General features: G+C 39.3%; 13 protein-coding genes. 2 read left to right on the top strand and 11 right to left on the bottom strand.

The genetic code is table 11. The features are described 5' to 3' along the window. Positions 1-238: 238 nt before the first annotated feature. The 5 genes from PluTT01m_RS07865 to PluTT01m_RS07885 are packed head-to-tail and all read right to left on the bottom strand — an operon-like array spanning position 239 to position 5959. Positions 239-1345: an ABC transporter permease gene (locus tag PluTT01m_RS07865; protein ID WP_011145807.1), complete on the bottom strand. Its 1107-nt coding sequence runs from the start codon at positions 1343-1345 to the stop codon at positions 239-241. Between the two features lie 12 nt (positions 1346-1357). Further along, positions 1358-2518, bottom strand: coding sequence for an ABC transporter permease (locus PluTT01m_RS07870; protein WP_011145808.1), 1161 nt, complete (start codon positions 2516-2518; stop codon positions 1358-1360). Continuing rightward, positions 2515-4254, bottom strand: coding sequence for an ATP-binding cassette domain-containing protein (locus PluTT01m_RS07875; RefSeq protein ID WP_011145809.1), 1740 nt, complete (start codon positions 4252-4254; stop codon positions 2515-2517). The genes PluTT01m_RS07870 and PluTT01m_RS07875 overlap by 4 nt, the downstream gene beginning before the upstream one ends. Positions 4255-4263: 9 nt before the next feature. Then, the gene (gene hlyD, locus PluTT01m_RS07880; RefSeq protein ID WP_011145810.1) at positions 4264-5256 is read right to left on the bottom strand and encodes a secretion protein HlyD; all 993 of its coding nucleotides are present in this window, start codon (positions 5254-5256) and stop codon (positions 4264-4266) included. Positions 5257-5272: 16 nt separating this feature from the next. Continuing rightward, positions 5273-5959 carry a transcriptional regulator gene (locus PluTT01m_RS07885; RefSeq protein ID WP_041380007.1) on the bottom strand — a complete coding sequence of 229 codons (687 nt, stop codon included), beginning with the start codon at positions 5957-5959 and terminating at the stop codon, positions 5273-5275. 301 nt (positions 5960-6260) lie between these two features. On the opposite strand from PluTT01m_RS07885, the gene rhlE reads away from it, so the two are divergent. Both rhlE and dusC read left to right on the top strand, forming a co-directional pair. Further along, on the top strand, positions 6261-7547 hold the full coding sequence (rhlE, locus tag PluTT01m_RS07895) for an ATP-dependent RNA helicase RhlE (RefSeq protein WP_041380009.1): 1287 nt from the start codon (positions 6261-6263) through the stop codon (positions 7545-7547). 3 nt (positions 7548-7550) lie between these two features. Continuing rightward, complete coding sequence (dusC, locus tag PluTT01m_RS07900) at positions 7551-8483, top strand: tRNA dihydrouridine(16) synthase DusC (protein ID WP_011145813.1); 933 nt, start codon at positions 7551-7553, stop codon at positions 8481-8483. Between the two features lie 233 nt (positions 8484-8716). Here dusC and PluTT01m_RS07905 read toward each other — a convergent pair whose 3' ends face one another. From PluTT01m_RS07905 to PluTT01m_RS07930, 6 genes are all read right to left on the bottom strand, one after another. Beyond that, on the bottom strand, positions 8717-9259 hold the full coding sequence (locus PluTT01m_RS07905) for a GNAT family N-acetyltransferase (RefSeq protein WP_011145814.1): 543 nt from the start codon (positions 9257-9259) through the stop codon (positions 8717-8719). Then, positions 9241-10437, bottom strand: coding sequence for an MFS transporter (locus tag PluTT01m_RS07910; RefSeq protein ID WP_109791423.1), 1197 nt, complete (start codon positions 10435-10437; stop codon positions 9241-9243). Before PluTT01m_RS07910 ends, PluTT01m_RS07905 begins: the two co-directional genes overlap by 19 nt. Beyond that, entirely contained in the window at positions 10413-11495 is a 1083-nt protein-coding gene (locus PluTT01m_RS07915) for a HesA/MoeB/ThiF family protein (protein ID WP_041380010.1), read from the bottom strand. Before PluTT01m_RS07915 ends, PluTT01m_RS07910 begins: the two co-directional genes overlap by 25 nt. A gap of 284 nt (positions 11496-11779) precedes the next feature. Next, a complete protein-coding gene (locus tag PluTT01m_RS07920; protein WP_041380011.1) occupies positions 11780-12886 on the bottom strand; it encodes a lipase family protein in 1107 nt (368 codons plus the stop codon). A 420-nt stretch (positions 12887-13306) separates the two neighbouring features. Then, complete coding sequence (locus PluTT01m_RS07925; RefSeq protein ID WP_232507906.1) at positions 13307-14491, bottom strand: lipase family protein; 1185 nt, start codon at positions 14489-14491, stop codon at positions 13307-13309. A 316-nt stretch (positions 14492-14807) separates the two neighbouring features. Further along, on the bottom strand, positions 14808-15926 hold the full coding sequence (locus tag PluTT01m_RS07930; protein WP_011145819.1) for a lipase family protein: 1119 nt from the start codon (positions 15924-15926) through the stop codon (positions 14808-14810). Positions 15927-16367 lie beyond the last annotated feature (441 nt).

A 16367-nucleotide genomic window follows, 5' to 3' on the forward strand; every position in this document is an offset into this window, starting at 1 on the left:
GGGAGTGAATCCCCGGGAGCATAGCAAACTATGTGACCGGAGTGAGCGAGTGCAGCCAACAAAGAGGCAACTTGAAAGATGACGGGTATAAGCTAAAGTCTGGTTTCTCCTTAATATCAGCCCAATTGGCTCAATTGGTTAATATCTGTATAAAAATACGCTGACTTTTCGTAGGCTTACAGGTGTCTACCACCGATATTTTGGTGGTAGGTTATATATTTCATTTCTATTCTTTGACTTAAGCAATCTTCCGTCTAAATAACCAATAGGCAAGATTACCGGTTGTGGCAGTAATGGCTAAAAGAGGCCATAGACTTCTCCAGATAACCGTGAAATCGGCATCTTTGAGATAAATTTGCTTGGTGATGTCGTTAAAGTGCCAGATAGGATTAATCCAGGTGATGTCTTGTAACCATCCGGGCATATTTTCAACCGGAGAAATATAACCGGAGATTAAGATAGCGGGCATGATAAAGACAAATACGCCAATAAACGCCTGTTGCTGAGTGTAGCAAAGGGAAGAGATTAACAGGCCAAATCCCACTAGCGATAAACTGTAGATCAGCATAGCGCAGTAAAACAGCGCCAGTGAACCAGAAAAGGGAATTTGATAGCAGAATATGCCAATGGCGAGCACTAAAGTTGCTTGAAAGGTAGCGACAATCACCGCAGGAACGGCTTTGCCAATGAAAATCTGCCAGGTGGTCATGGGTGAAACGAGTAATTGATCCAGCGTTCCCTGTTCCCTTTCGCGCGCAATTGACAGTGCCGTGACTGTTAATATCCCAACCGTAGTAATCAGTGCCACCAAAGAGGGCACGACAAACCATTTATAATCCAAGTTAGGGTTATACCAGTTGCGGATCACCAACTCGCTATTATTGGCTTTCGGCAGGTTACCCATCAGCTCCTGTTGATAGTTAAGGACAATTTCTTGGATATAGCCCGCGGCAATTTGAGCGCTGTTAGAGTTGCGCCCATCCAGCAATACTTGGAGGGAAACCGGGTCATGACTGGCAATTTTAGCACTGAAATCTTGTGGGAACCGTACCAGTAATAAGGCTTTTTGGTGATCGATTACCGGTTGTATTTCTTGTGAATGGTTCAGTAATAGCACGTCAGGAAATGCTTTTGATTTTGCCAACCGTTGGGTGAGTTCAATAGAGGCTTTGCCTTTGTCTTCATCAAAAATAGCAATAGTTGCATTAGTCACATCAAGGGTTGCGGATAAAGGAAATAAGATCATCTGGAAGATAACCGGCATAACTAAGATAGCCCGTGTTTGCGGATCTCTGAGTAGAGATTGCAATTCTTTAATAATCAGAGTGTAAAGACGATAAAACATGCTAATTCCTTCTTAATCCAGACGCCGCTGGGTTTTCCATGCTGTCAGGCCAATAAACACAATAGCGGAGGCGATCAGTAATAATAGATTTATCACCAGTACCGTACTGATATTTCCAGCCAGAAAGAGAGTATGCAAACTACTGACAAAATAACGAGCCGGGATGAAATAGGTCACTACCTGAATAAAGGCAGGCATGCTGTTTATTTCAAAGATGAAGCCGGAAAGCATAATCGCAGGCAGAAAAGCGACATTCAGCGCTATCATTGCAGCATTAAATTGGTTGCGTGTCACCGTAGAGATCAAAAGCCCAATACCAAGGGCCGTAGCCAAGTAAAGGCTAGTGATTGCAGACAATATCCATAACGAGCCTCGGTAGGGGACATCCAGCACAAATATTGCCACCAGCATACAGAGCAGCATGGAGAATGATCCAAGCACTTGATAAGGCAAGAGTTTAGAAAGCAGTAATTCGGTGCGGGTAATTTGAGTCGAAAGCAGGGCTTCCATCGTACCGCGTTCCCATTCACGGGCAACCACCAATGATGTCAGAATGGCACCAACCACGGTGATGATAATGGTTATTGCGCCGGGAATGATGAAATGTTGGCTAATTGTTGCTGGATTGAACCAATAACGAACCTGCATATCAATTAACGGATTAACAGCGTTCCCCTGATCTTGCCCTCTTTGTTGTAGCCAAATCTGCCACACTCCTTTAGCATAATTTTGTACAAAACTTGCTGTATTGGGTTCACTGCCGTCAGTAATGACTTGAATTTGTGCTTTACCATCAGGACGAGCAAGTTGCGCATCGAAATTAACAGGAATGACAACCAGTCCACGTATTTCTCCTGATTGCATCATATTAATTAATTGCTGACGATTATCGCTGATTTTGGGTTCAATATAGGGTGAACCGGCAAAAGCCTGTATTAATTCACGAGCATCTTCACTTTGCTGCTCTACCAGAATACCAAGGCGGACGGTACTGGAGTCGAGATTAATACCGTAACCAAAGATAAACAGCAGAATCAATGGAATGACAATAGAAATTAATCCGCTGGTGGGATCACGTAAAATCTGTTTTGTCTCTTTTACACAAAGTGCTTTCAATCGCCACCAAGAGAAGCGGACAGCTTGCTGTGGAGCATGTTGCGTTGGGCTACTCATTGTTGTAGCTCCTCATCATAATTAACGACCAGATCAATAAATGCCTGTTCCATTGATGGGTCAGGATTTTCATCAGTAGCAACCAATTGTTTCAAGTCATCAGGCGTTCCGGCGGCAATTAATTTACCGCGGAATACCAACCCTATTCGGTCACAATATTCTGCTTCATCCATAAAGTGGGTGGTCACCATAACGGTAACGCCTTTATCTACCATGCCGTTGATATGTAGCCAGAATTCCCGTCGTATCTGCGGATCAACCCCCGAAGTTGGCTCGTCCAGGAACAAAATATCTGGCTCATGCATCAGTGCGCAGGAAAGGGCAAGACGCTGTTTATATCCCAGAGGCAATTGGTCGGTGGTTTGATGTAAAACAGATTTGAGATTGAAAGCGTCGATCATGCCATCAATTTTTTCTTTTTGTTTGCGCCCTTGCAGGCCGTAAATGCCGGAAAAGAATTTCAGGTTCTGTTCAACCGTCAGGTTGCCATACAGAGAAAATTTCTGCGCCATATAACCCAAATGTTGGCGGGCTTTCCCAGAGCTGGTTTTTAGATCCATTCCCAATACCAGCGCCTTACCGCCAGTCGGCACCATGAGCCCGCACATCATTTTAAACGTGGTGGATTTACCGGCACCGTTCGGGCCAAGCAGACCAAAGATTTCTCCACGTTTCACCTGAAAATCAACATGGTCAGTGGCAGCAAAATCGCCAAATTTCTTAGTTAAATCCTGTGCTTCAATAACTGTTTCTGCCGGGTTAGCAGCAATTCGTGGCATGATCTCTGCCAGTTCCGAATGGCGGGTGGAACCCCCACCGAGTAAATCGATAAAAGCATCTTCAAAACGGGGGGCGGCTTTAATGATTTCAGCATCTGGCAGTTCAAGCTGATTAAGTAATTCTTGCGGAGAGGCATCAGGTTTGAGAATAAGACGAACATATTTCCCCTGAATCACGCCATCGGTTACTTGTGGCAAGGTAAGAGCGTGTTGCAGCATTTTTCTACGGGAATCCTGTTTGGCACCAAGCAGAAAAGAACGCCCGGACATCTTTTGGGTCAGTTTTTGTGGTTGTCCGCTGTAGAGCAGTTTTCCTTGATTAAGTAACAGGACATCACGACACTGTTCAGCTTCATCCAGATAAGAAGTACTCCAAAGGATTAGCATCCCATCATCTGCCAGTTCGTGAACCATCCGCCAGAGTTCGCGGCGGGCTATCGGGTCAACTCCAACGCCGGGTTCGTCCAGCAGCAGAACTTTGGGTTTGCCAAGCAGAGTACAGGCAAGCCCCAGTTTTTGCTTCATGCCGCCTGAAAGTTTGCCCGCCAGTCGCCCGGTAAAACGGGTCAGATCAGTAAACGTAAGGAGTTGCTCATAGGTTTTTTTACGCTCGTCACCCAGTACGCCACGCAGATCTGCATATAGATTCAGGTTCTCTAATACGGTTAAATCTTCATACAGGCCAAATTTCTGTGGCATATAGCCCAGTTCAAAACGCACTTGTACGCCATCTTTTATCGGGTCAAGCCCCATTATCTCAATAGAACCGCTATCGGGTTTCAGTAAACCCGCTAACATGCGTATCAGCGTAGTTTTTCCTGCTCCATCCGGCCCGACAAGGCCGGTAACGGAGCCACCGTAGATCTCTGCGGTCAGGCTGGATACCGCAGGATTATTCAGGCTGGGAAAAGTTTTTTCGACTTTCTCTAACCTTATCGTATATGCAGAGCTGCTCATGACAGCCCCTTATTTATCTGAATCAGAAAAATGCAGAGTAACTGGCATACCTTGACGCAGGGCATCATCCGGGTCGGTGACAATAATGCGCAACCGATAGACTAGATCAGTACGTAGATCGGGGGTCTCTACATTCTTTGGTGTAAATTCGGCGGTGGGTGAAACAAAGCCAATTTTGCCGTGATAAGGTTTATCTTTGCGGCTGTCGGTATAAAGTAAAATTTCACGCCCTGGCGTTGCCTGTCCGAGATGGCTTTCAGCGATATAGGCTCTTACCCAAACCGGATCAGTCAGAGAAAGGGTAAACACCGTATTGCCGGCTGACAGCATAGTGCCTGGTTCAATGGCGCGGGTCAGGATAGTACCGGATGAGGGGGAAGTCAGTTGAGTATCTTGTAAGTCCAATTCAGCCTGAGCAACAGCCGCTTCGGCTTGAGCAAGCTGGCCTTTAGCTTCTGCAATTTCTTCTTTACGATAACCGGTTTCGAACTGGTTCAGTTTATCTTTAGCGGCTTGTAAAGCCGCTAATGCTTGATTGTGATTCGTTTTAGCATCATCTAATTCGTTAGCCGAAATAACTTTGCTTTGCCACAAACCTTGCTGGCGTTTGAAGAAACTATTAGCGAAATGCCAGGCAGCCTCGCGTTGTGCCACTTCCGAACGGACTTGGGCAATTTCTTCCGTGCGATAACCCTCTTCCATCATGGCTAAACGTGCTTTAGTGCTATCACGAGTGGCTTTTGCTTTATTGAGGGCGTTAGTAAATGGCCCATTATCCAGTTGGCCGATGACTTGATTGGCCGCAATGGTATCGCCTTCATCAACTTGTAGACTAGCGAGTTTACCACCAACCCGGAAACTAAGATTAACAGTACGTATATCTACATTGCCATAGAGGGTCAAAGTTTTATCACTTTTACCTTGATAATAGTAACTGCCTAAAATGGCACTAAGAATAATTGCGGTCACCAATATTGCCAGAGTGAGTTTTTTGTTGTACATGATATTCCCTGTTATTTTATTTATTCAGATTATGTTTTTTCAGTCCATTCAGTAATAAATCGATATGCTGGATAAGGATCTGATCAATCAATTTATATTCTTCGGGCCCGATATTATTCCAGCCTGTCTGACGTAATAACGTTTCCCTCGCCATGCGGAAAGTGAGAACTTCTCCCATTAAAGCATGAGTGTGTAGCATGGTAGAAAGCTGATGTTCATCGGCATCGATATAGCTGGCAATCAGTTTATTTAATCTGCTGTGAAGAGGTACAAGTGCTTGCTTATGGATTAGGGTATAAGCATCCGTTGGTGCAAGTTGTTCTCTGGCCATTATCCGGCTGATATTAATACTCTCTTTTTCAATCATCAGGCGGTTAATGCCAAGGAATCCTTCATGAATCATCCTCAATATATTTTCTGCTGAGTACGGGGCTGATGATGAAAAAAAATCATCAATTTCCTTAAAAAGATGCGTGAACTCAGTCTTAATTGTGTCAGTAATATGCTGGGCAACTGCCTGATAAAGCCCCTCTTTAGAGCCAAAATAATAAGCTATGGCGGCAATGTTTTGTTGAGCATGTAATGCAATTTCCCTAGTCGTTGCACCGGTCAGTCCTGATTTACCGAAAATTTCAAGGGCTGCTTCGAGTAGCTGTTGTTTGGCTTGTTCGCCTCTGGCGGTTTGGGTGTTGTTGACTGACATCGACATGAATCCTGTTGCAAATAATCAAAAGACTTAAACAAAATATCAATCATTAGTTAACTCTATACTTATAGTAAATCAATGTAAATTGCATAAAAATGTTATGGATCATGAAAATTACCGGGTAAATAGCTATTGTTTTAGTTGCATCATCAGAAAGTATATCTGGTATAATAGCTAAAATATGGAGCATTGCAGTTGTGTTTTTTCCTTTGTGGTATTTACCACGTCTGATTTTCTTCCCATAAAACTGCCCCTGAATAGCGTTCAGGAATGGTGAAGTCTGGAGCATTTCTTATTTATGAATTTCAAATCACTTGGCTTAAGTGCTGATATTTTGCGTGCCGTTGAAGAACAGGGTTATTCAGCGCCGACACCAATCCAACAACAGGCAATTCCTGTTGTATTAGCAGGTAAAGATTTATTAGCGAGTGCTCAAACAGGCACAGGTAAAACCGCAGGTTTTACCTTACCCATGCTGCAACGGTTAAATGATTCCCCTATTCAGATGAAAGGGCGCCGGCCAGTCAGAGCATTAATCCTGACTCCAACTCGTGAATTGGCTGCTCAAGTGGGTGAAAATGTCCGCGACTACAGTAAATACCTCAGACTGCGCTCTCTGGTTGTTTTTGGCGGTGTCAGTATTAACCCTCAGATGATGAAATTGCGTGGGGGTGTGGATATTTTAGTCGCAACACCGGGGCGGTTACTGGATCTTGAACATCAAAATGCGGTTGATTTATCCCGGGTAGAAATTTTGGTATTGGATGAAGCTGACCGGATGCTGGATATGGGGTTTATTCATGATATTCGTCGAGTGCTGAATAAATTACCACCGAAACGGCAAAATTTACTGTTTTCCGCGACTTTCTCTGACGATATCAAAAGCTTAGCCAGTAAGTTATTGCGTGATCCCGTCAGTGTTGAAGTTGCACGTCGTAACTCTGCTTCTGAACAGATTGAACAGCTTGTTCACTTTGTCGATAAAAAGCGTAAAGGTGAGCTGCTCTCTTTCTTGATCGGCAGCCGTAACTGGCAGCAAGTTCTGGTATTTACCCGAACCAAACATGGCGCGAACCGTTTGGCAGAACAGTTAAATAAAGATGGTGTAACGGCTTCGGCTATTCATGGTAATAAAAGTCAGGGGGCGAGAACCCGTGCACTGGCTGATTTTAAAGATGGCCGGATCAGAGTGCTGGTAGCGACAGATATTGCGGCCCGTGGTCTGGACATTGATCAACTGCCTTATGTGGTGAATTTTGAATTGCCTAATGTCGCTGAAGATTATGTCCACCGTATTGGTCGTACTGGCCGAGCAGATGCAACAGGGCAGGCACTTTCTCTGGTCTGTGTTGATGAGCATAAGCTGTTGAAAGATATTGAGCGTTTGTTAAAACGGGAGATTCCCCGTATGGCAATTCCCGGTTATGAGCCAGATCCAACGATCAAGGCTGAACCTATCCAAAACGGTCGTCAGGCACGTGGCGATAATCGGCAGAAAAATAGCCATCGCCGTTCTGGGGCACCTTCGCGTCAGCGTAGCAGCAGTCATGATGTATCCCATAAATCGCCTAACGTCAGAGGTTAATCGATGCGGGTTTTACTGGCTCCGATGGAAGGTGTGCTGGACTCTTTGGTTAGGGAACTTCTGAGTGAAATCAATGAGTACGATTTGTGCATTACGGAATTTTTACGGGTTGTCGATAGCCTGTTGCCGGTAAAATCTTTTTATCGACTTTGTCCTGAATTACGTAACCAAAGCCGGACACCATCCGGCACATTGGTACGGATTCAGCTTTTGGGTCAATATCCACAGTGGCTGGCGGAAAATGCGGCACGAGCGATTGAATTAGGATCCTATGGGGTTGATTTAAATTGCGGTTGCCCGTCAAAAACGGTCAATGGTAGCGGTGGCGGAGCAACGTTGCTAAAAGATCCTGAACTGATTTATCAGGGAGCGAAAGCGATACGTGAAGCGGTACCTGCTCATTTGCCTGTGACGGTTAAGGTTCGCTTGGGTTGGGATAGCGGTGATCGGCAATTTGAAATTGCCGATGCGGTACAACAGGCGGGTGCGACGGAAATGACAGTTCATGGGCGAACCAAAGAGCATGGTTACCGAGCGGAGCGTATTAACTGGCAAGCGATTGGTGAAATTCGTCAACGTCTCTCTATTCCGGTTATCGCTAACGGTGAAATTTGGGATTGGCAAAGTGCGCAGAATTGCCAGAGTGTGACAGGCTGCGATGCGGTCATGATTGGGCGGGGTGCGCTTCACGTTCCTAATTTGAGCCGAGTGGTGAAATATAACGAACCAAAAATGTGCTGGCAGGACGTTGTTCAACTATTGCAAAAATATATCCGATTGGAAAAGCAGGGTGATACCGGGCAATATCATGTTGCTCGGATTAAACAGTGGCTTGGTTATTTGCGTAAAGAATATGAAGAAGCAACAATGCTGTTTGAAGAGATAAGAAAGTTAAAAACATCTGCTGATATAGCGCATGTGATCTCTTTGGTATGATATACCCGTCATCTTTCAAGCTGCCTCTTTGTTGGCTGCACTCGTTCACCCCGGTCACATAGTTATCTATGCTCCCGGGGATTCTCTCCCTTGCCGTCGCGATGCATCTTGAAATCTATTGGGTATATACCCGTTATCTTTCAAGCTGCCTCTTTGTTGGCTGCACTCGTTCACCCCGGTCACATAGTTATCTATGCTCCCGGGGATTCACTCCCTTGCCGTCGCGATGGTAGTTAGTTATTTCTATTCCACTCATCACGAGTTATTTCCCATGTTTCCGAAGGCATTCTTCCGCTAACAAAGTCTCTATTTTCTAGTCTTATTAATCGCATACCACTTTTAATTGATATTTTCTTTGAGGCAATATTGTCGCTGGATTTAGGCGCTCTGAGTACATTGCGATTTAGGGTATTAAACCAAAAATCAGTAACGACTTGGACCGCCTCAGTCATAAATCCGTTCCGGTGCCATTGTGGGTCTAGCCAGAAACCTCTATTATTATTTTCTTGATCATATAGCGATATCATTCCTATTATTATTGATGGTTCATCCCTCCTTCTTATAGTCCAAAACCATGCATTTCCTTTTGCCATTGATGGTAGCGCGATCTTATTTATATATTCCAGGGCACCATCATCTGGGTAGGGCCACGGGGTGCTTGCTACAAGATAACGAACAATTTCCCACTGAGGAAAGATCTTTTGAATTTGTATATAATCCTTACTTTCTAAAGGATGTAATATTAATCTTCTGGTTTCTAACTTTTGGGGTTCCATGTTGGTTTCCTTTTGTGATGTTTTTTTATAAAGAAGTAGCAAAGGATGTTAATTGAAATAATTAATGATATCAATATAGGGAAATATATCCATCCAAAATTCTCAGTGATTAACGCGATTAACGGTATCACTATTACTGCTATCAGCCTTGTAATTGTAGATATGAATGAGTCAAATGTTGATCTTAATTCTGATGGTATTATTTGGTGGTAGTTGGATCTTAATGATGTTGTCATTACTTGGTTTGCTCCAAACATAATAATCGTCGATATGGTGGTTATATGGTTCTTTTCATATACACCATAAATGCACGTTAAGCTACATACCAATAGGATTACTATACTATAAAGATGGTTTTTGTTGTTGTCTTCATTTTTTGAGATTATCCATCCTGATATTGATTGAGATAATAAAATTGCAGAAAATACAATCCCGAAAAAGATGCTGACACCAAGCTCTTCTATGATGTAATTTATTAATGGTTGCCAATATTGGAGGATAATTTGGAAATATAGCAGAGAGGATGATAGAGAAATAGATGTTATGAAAAGATAATTTTTATTATCTTTCAGCATTGCTATTGATGTTTTTATTTCTTTAAGGAATGATAAGTTTGGTTGTCTATTTTTAGTAATTGATTTTGGTAGGAACCATGAAAGGCTTACAGATAGAATAATGCATCCAGAGCCTGCTATTAGCCATACTAATCTGTCATCAAAATCAGTTATTAGAGATCCTATTATTGAGAATATAGCCATGAATAGAAATTGTAATTTATTGCTTTCTCCCAATATTTTGTGGGTGTCATTATCGTTTAATGAGTTATCTATTAGGTATGAATAGAAAACCCCTCCTAATATAGTTAAGGATATTGAATTAAATATTTCTGCGATATAAAATAAATATTTTGAATCTGCAATGCCCGTTATTATTAGCCATACACCACCAAAAGTGGTCGATAAAATAATAGCGAATTTCCTACCAAATTTGTCAGCTAGATATGATGATGGAATATCAAATAAAAAATATATAAATGATTGGATAGTCTTCATCAATCCAATATCAACTAGAGTAAGACCATGATTTAAGATAAATATTGTAGATGTTGCACCCACTAACATCCGCATGGAATTAAATATGACATTATAATATATTATAATTTTTGTTTTTGAGAGCATACGTCACACTTATCATTTTTATGTATTGATTGTTCTTCAATTTTTATGCTTAGTGAGTGTATTCCGATTCTTTTATTAGTACTGAGAATGTTACCAAAGCTTCCAAGGTATTTCATAATATCCCCAAAAGCATAAGATGCTGCGACACCATTAACGCTAGGGAATGTTGCTGCTTTAAAGTCTTTGTTTACATTTTCTATATGCTCTAAAATGTCATCTTTTGGGTGATACTCTGGCATAATGTTTTGACATTTTATGCAGGATGTTTTATTTGGTATATAAAATGGTCCAATAACGGAGATATCATTAATATAACCAATGTTTATATATGCTTGTCGTTCTTTAACACAGAATTCATTAATCCAGTTAATTAATTCAAACGGGTGGTCGGCTGAAACTATGAATAAATCAGAACGAGGTATTTTATATAAATCATTAATTGATGATATGAACATATTAATTGTTTCTATATTTGTTTCAGAATTCCTTTTATTTAATTCTCTCTCTAAAACTTCTGTTTTTTTTCTCCCTATATCATTTTGTGAAAAAAGAACTTGTCTTGTTAAGTTGCTTAGCTCTATTGTGTCATCATCAATAAGTGTAATTTTTCCTACCCCTGATGTAGACAGCAGATATGATATATGGTTTCCAATCCCACCACATCCAATTATAGTAACTGTTGATTTCTTTATTCTATCTTGAACTAAACTAGGTATTGCCCCTGCATATCTATAAAATAAATAGTTCCTACTATATCTGTCATTTTGATTGTATTCATTAAAATCCATCAGAGCATGGTTTTCATCTAAGAATGAGATTATTTCTTTTATTTCATTATCACATATCTCGGGTAAATTTGATTTAATTGTTTCTGTGATTTCTTTTTCGTGAGTCGGTAACTTCAAAAGGCTAGAAACCTTAACTAAATTCTTCCATTTTAAATAATTTTCTATAATTTGTTGTTTCGAACCAACTCCAAAAATCCCACCTGATTTATATTTCCCTACTTGAATATAATTTGCTATTTTCTTCATGATGTCCTCTGTTTCTTTATTCATAATTTTGTCTCTTTTGTGGCGGGGTATTTAACATACCCCGCTGAATTTTTTTAGTTAGATCCACTGCTAATCATCTCGATTCCTCCTATTTTGTTGGGTAATAATGAATTTTACTACCACTGTGTGATTTTTTTGTCAAGAAAAAATTTCATTTGTGTGATAATGGTTACGATAAACGATTTTGGCAGAGGAATGACTCATTAGTAATAAGGTAGGGCAGTAAATGGAACCTTTAATCAAGGTTCCATTTGGTTTAAATTAAAGCAAGAGGCAATACGATGAAATTATTGGATATTATCTTCATCTTGAATAATAGATGAGAAAAGTTTTCTAATATTGCGAGATTGACCATCGTTAATGACAACAATATCATAATCAGTTGGTGGATTAGCACGATCATTAACTACAATAAAACTCATGCCGTACTCTTTGGCATAAGCATCAATATGTTGAAGTACGAGTTTTTCAATTAAACCTGTAGAAGGTTTTAAATCAGGTGCAGTAAAAGGTAAATCAGGCGTAAGTTGAGTGTAATTCTTATCTTTAACGACTGAAATAAAACCGTTAACAATTAAAGTTGATATTGGATAGAGAACCTTGATTTCTTCTAATCCTTTTACGCTCCAGGCTAGGGTAACGATATCTTTACGATTATGGACCCGGAGAAAATGACTTTCATAGCTAGATAGTAATGTTCCATTAAAAACAGATTCACTATAGGATGCAAAAACATCATTACCGGCAGTTGGGGCAGCAAAGGAGGAAATATGAATACGAATATTATTGTTTCCTTTATCAATATAACGTCTCTTTAAATACAGACCAAGCGTAGAGGCCATTACACCGCCTAAACTATGTCCCGTAAGAGTAATATTATGTACTCCTTCTTCCAGAGCAATTTTATCAATTGCCTCAATCAATGATTCTCCATAACCGGGAGGGTTATTGCTCTTTATTTGGTTGATAACATAGTCTAAAGTTATATGGGTTCCTTTTGAAATTTTAGCGTCTTTGGGGGCTTTTGAATCCCAAATTGACCAGTTTTCAGTTGTGCCTACATTGAAATTCTCATCAAACCAGTTCGTCATGGACCATGAACCACGAATAACGATTCGATAATCATTTGGATTTTTGAGATCTTTTACAATGAATAAAACGTGATCATCTTTTTTATCTGTAACGCTTGTTTTATTATTAACACTACCGACACGAAAAACAGCAGGTCCCCAAATGATAGAGAATCTATTTGCTGTCGCTTTACTATTTGCTAATGATTTTTGAATATTTTCTGAAACGATAGCCGGTTCTGGTTGATTCGTTATTATACTTCCCGAGTTAATAATAAAGCCTAACGCAAGATTTATTTTTTGATCTTCAAGAGAAATTGTCATTTTTGTTTCCAATTTTTAATATAATGAATGCTGATCTGATGTGTTAACGCTTAAACACCAATGATCAATACTTTGGGTTTTTATTTAAATAACAGAGTGAAAGTTAATAATAATCTTTAAATCTGTTAAATGAGAGTATATAATTTTTTAAAGTTATTTTATTTAACAAAATAAATTATCTATTATGAACTTTAAAATAAGTGACAAAAATTATGCTATGCCTTTGTAAGATTATATTAGCATTGGTAGTGATAACGTGAAGGATGTAGCTATGGAAAATAATTTATATTGGTATCTACAAAAGTGAGTGATAGTGAATTGCTGTAATTAGTGATAGGCAGGGAAAAATAATTTATTGCAATTAATGGAGCCTTTAATAAAGGCTCCATTTAAATCAAATATATACATAATAAGATAACGTTATGTAATATCGATTTTACCTTTGGTTAGAGACTCGAAGAGATCAATAATCCTTTCGGATAGGCTATCATTAACCACAACGATATCGTGATCATTCGGCGTCACTGGAGCATTCTCAGTTCGAATGAAACTCATGCCATAGCCTTCGGGATATGCATCGATATGTTGATAACCTATCATTTTAGATAAGTTGTCAATGGTGCCTAGAGTCTTTGTAATAGTAAAAGAGCAATCTGGAAAGAGCTGGGTGTAATTTTTATCGAGGACAAAAAGAATAACAGCATCAACAAGTAATTTTATTTCTATATGTGGATAGATATCCTGAATTTTATTCAAGTCTTTGATAGCCCATGCTAAGGGAACGATATCATGGTTATTATGAATTCTCAGAAAATGACTTTCATAAACGTTAGGGCTTAATGTTCCTTTAAAAACAGCGTCAGAATAGGAGGCGAAAATATCATTGCCGGCAGTTGGGCCTGCGAAGGAGCAAGCGTGAATACGTATATTGTTGTTGTTGATGTAGCGCTTTTTAAGATATAAACCAATAGTAGAAGCGAGTAAACCACCCAAACTATGCCCCGTGACGGTAATATTCAGTATCTTATCTTTCCCTTCTTCTGCGATAATTTGTTGAAGAGCCTCGATTAGCGATAGTGAGTCGGTATCCTCATTATTAGGTTTGTCCTTATCAATAGGTTTGCCATTAATAAGCGTGTTTAATGCTAAGTCTGTTCCGTGGGAGATCTTAGCGCCTTTAAATTCTTGAGGGATATCTGTGTCCCACTTTGACCAGTCTACAGTTTTAAATACACAGAGATCTTCATCAATCGCATTAATCTTAGACCAGGTTCCTCGAATAACAAGGCGATAATCATTTGGATTATTTTTATTTTTCACAATCATGACAACGTGATCATATTTTTTGTCATGGTGTTTTTCCTTAATATTGAACACCTCCGGTCCCCAACAGATAGAGAATTTATTTGCCGTTGTCTTACTGCTGTTAAGTGATTTTTTAATATCAGATTTAATGGTTTCTATTTCGTCTGGTTCGCCGTTAATTTCTCCAGAGTTAATAATAAGGCTTAACGCGAGATTTAATTTTTGATCTTCACAAGATATAACCATTTTTACTCTCCATTTTTCATCTGGTAAATGTTGATCTGATGCTTTGGCTAACATATCTAGGGTTTAATTTTTTTGAGTCTTTCGTTTAAATAAAAAATATAGTTAAGTTTAAAGTTAATAATGAATTTTGAATCTGTCAAATGTGTGGAGAGGATTTTTTGATATTATTTTATTTGGTAACATGTAAATTATTTATTATGAAATTAAAGATGGATGATAAAATGAGGTGAAAAATAATTCTACAAAAATACCATTACTTATTTGAACGGTTAGATAAGTTAATTTGTATATAATTCTGTTTATGGAAAGTCATTTATTGCAATGAATGGAACCTTTAATAAAGGTTCCACTTATGTGATAAATAATAAGGTTATGTAATATTGATTTTATCTTTGGTTAGAAACTTGAAGAGATCAATAATACTTTCGGATAGGCTATCATTAACTACAACAATATCGTAATCAGTCGGTATATTTGAATTATCATCAATGGTGATGAAACTCATATCATACTCTTTGGTATAGGCATGAGTATGTTGATTGCCAATATTAGCCAGTAAATTGTCAAACGATGTTATTGGTGAGATTGGAATCTGTGAATGAATAGGGAAATCTGGGAAAATTTGCGTGTAATTCTTATCAAGGACAGAAAGGATAAGACCATTAATTGTGACAGTTAACACGGGATAGATAGCTTTAACTTCCTCCAAACCTTTTATATGCCAGGCTAGGGGAACCACATCTATACTATTATGAATTCTCAGGAAATGACTTTTATAACCGGCTACTGATATGTCATTGAAAATAGATTCGGAGTAGGATGCGAAAGCATCATTACCCGCAGTTGGGCCTGCAAAAGCACAAACATTAATCCGAATATTATTGTTTCCTTTGTCAAGATATCGTCTCTTTAGATATAAACCAATGGTAGAAGATAGTACACCACCCAAACTGTGTCCTGTGATAGTAATATTTTGTATCCCTTCTTTCAGGGCAATTTTATCGATCGCATCAATAAGCGATTCTCCATAACCCGGAGGATTGTTGCTTTTCATTTGATTAATAATATAGCCTAATGCCATGTCAGTTCCGTAGGCTATCTTGGCATTTTCAGGTGATCTTGAATCCCATCGTGCCCAATCTTGAGTTTTACAGACAATAATATCTTCATTAAGCCAGTTAATATCGGACCATGATCCCCGAATAACCACGCGGTAGTCATTTGGATCATGGCGATTTTGCGCAATGAATAGAACATGATCGTCCTTTTTGTCTATAACGCTTTTTTTCACATTAACGTCGTCAACGCGAAACACCGCGGGGCCCCAGATGATAGTGAATTTATTTGCTGTTGCTTTACTGTTTTCTAATGATCTGTGGATATTTTCCGAAACAATGCTCGGTTCTGATTTGCTAGTTTTGATTCCTCCAGAGTTAATAACGAAGCTGAGCGCGAGATTTATTTTTTGATCTTCACGAGAAATAGTCATTTTTACTCCCTATTATTTCATGTAATCAGTGTTAATGTGAGGTATACCCGTTATCTTTCAAGTTGCTTCTTTGTTGGCGGCACTCTCTCACCCCGGTCACATAGTTATCTATGCTCCCGGGGATTCGCTCCCTTGCCGCCGCGATGCATCTTGAAATCCGTAGGGTATATTGGTTTAAATATCAAGATTTAATTCTTTTGCTCTTCCATTTGGATAAAAACAGAATTTAACTTAAAGTTAATGATAACTTTCAAATCTGTCAAATAAGTACATGGGGTTTTTTGATATTATTTAATTTAACAAAAATATAAATTATTTATTTATAAATTAAAAGTAAATGATTGGGGTTATATATTGAATAATTACATGTTAATATTATTGCTATCTTTTGTTATTATATATATTACTTAATGGTAGTGATATGTAAATATCTTTGAGATT

This window comes from Photorhabdus laumondii subsp. laumondii (assembly GCF_003343245.1).
Lineage (GTDB): Bacteria > Pseudomonadota > Gammaproteobacteria > Enterobacterales > Enterobacteriaceae > Photorhabdus > Photorhabdus laumondii.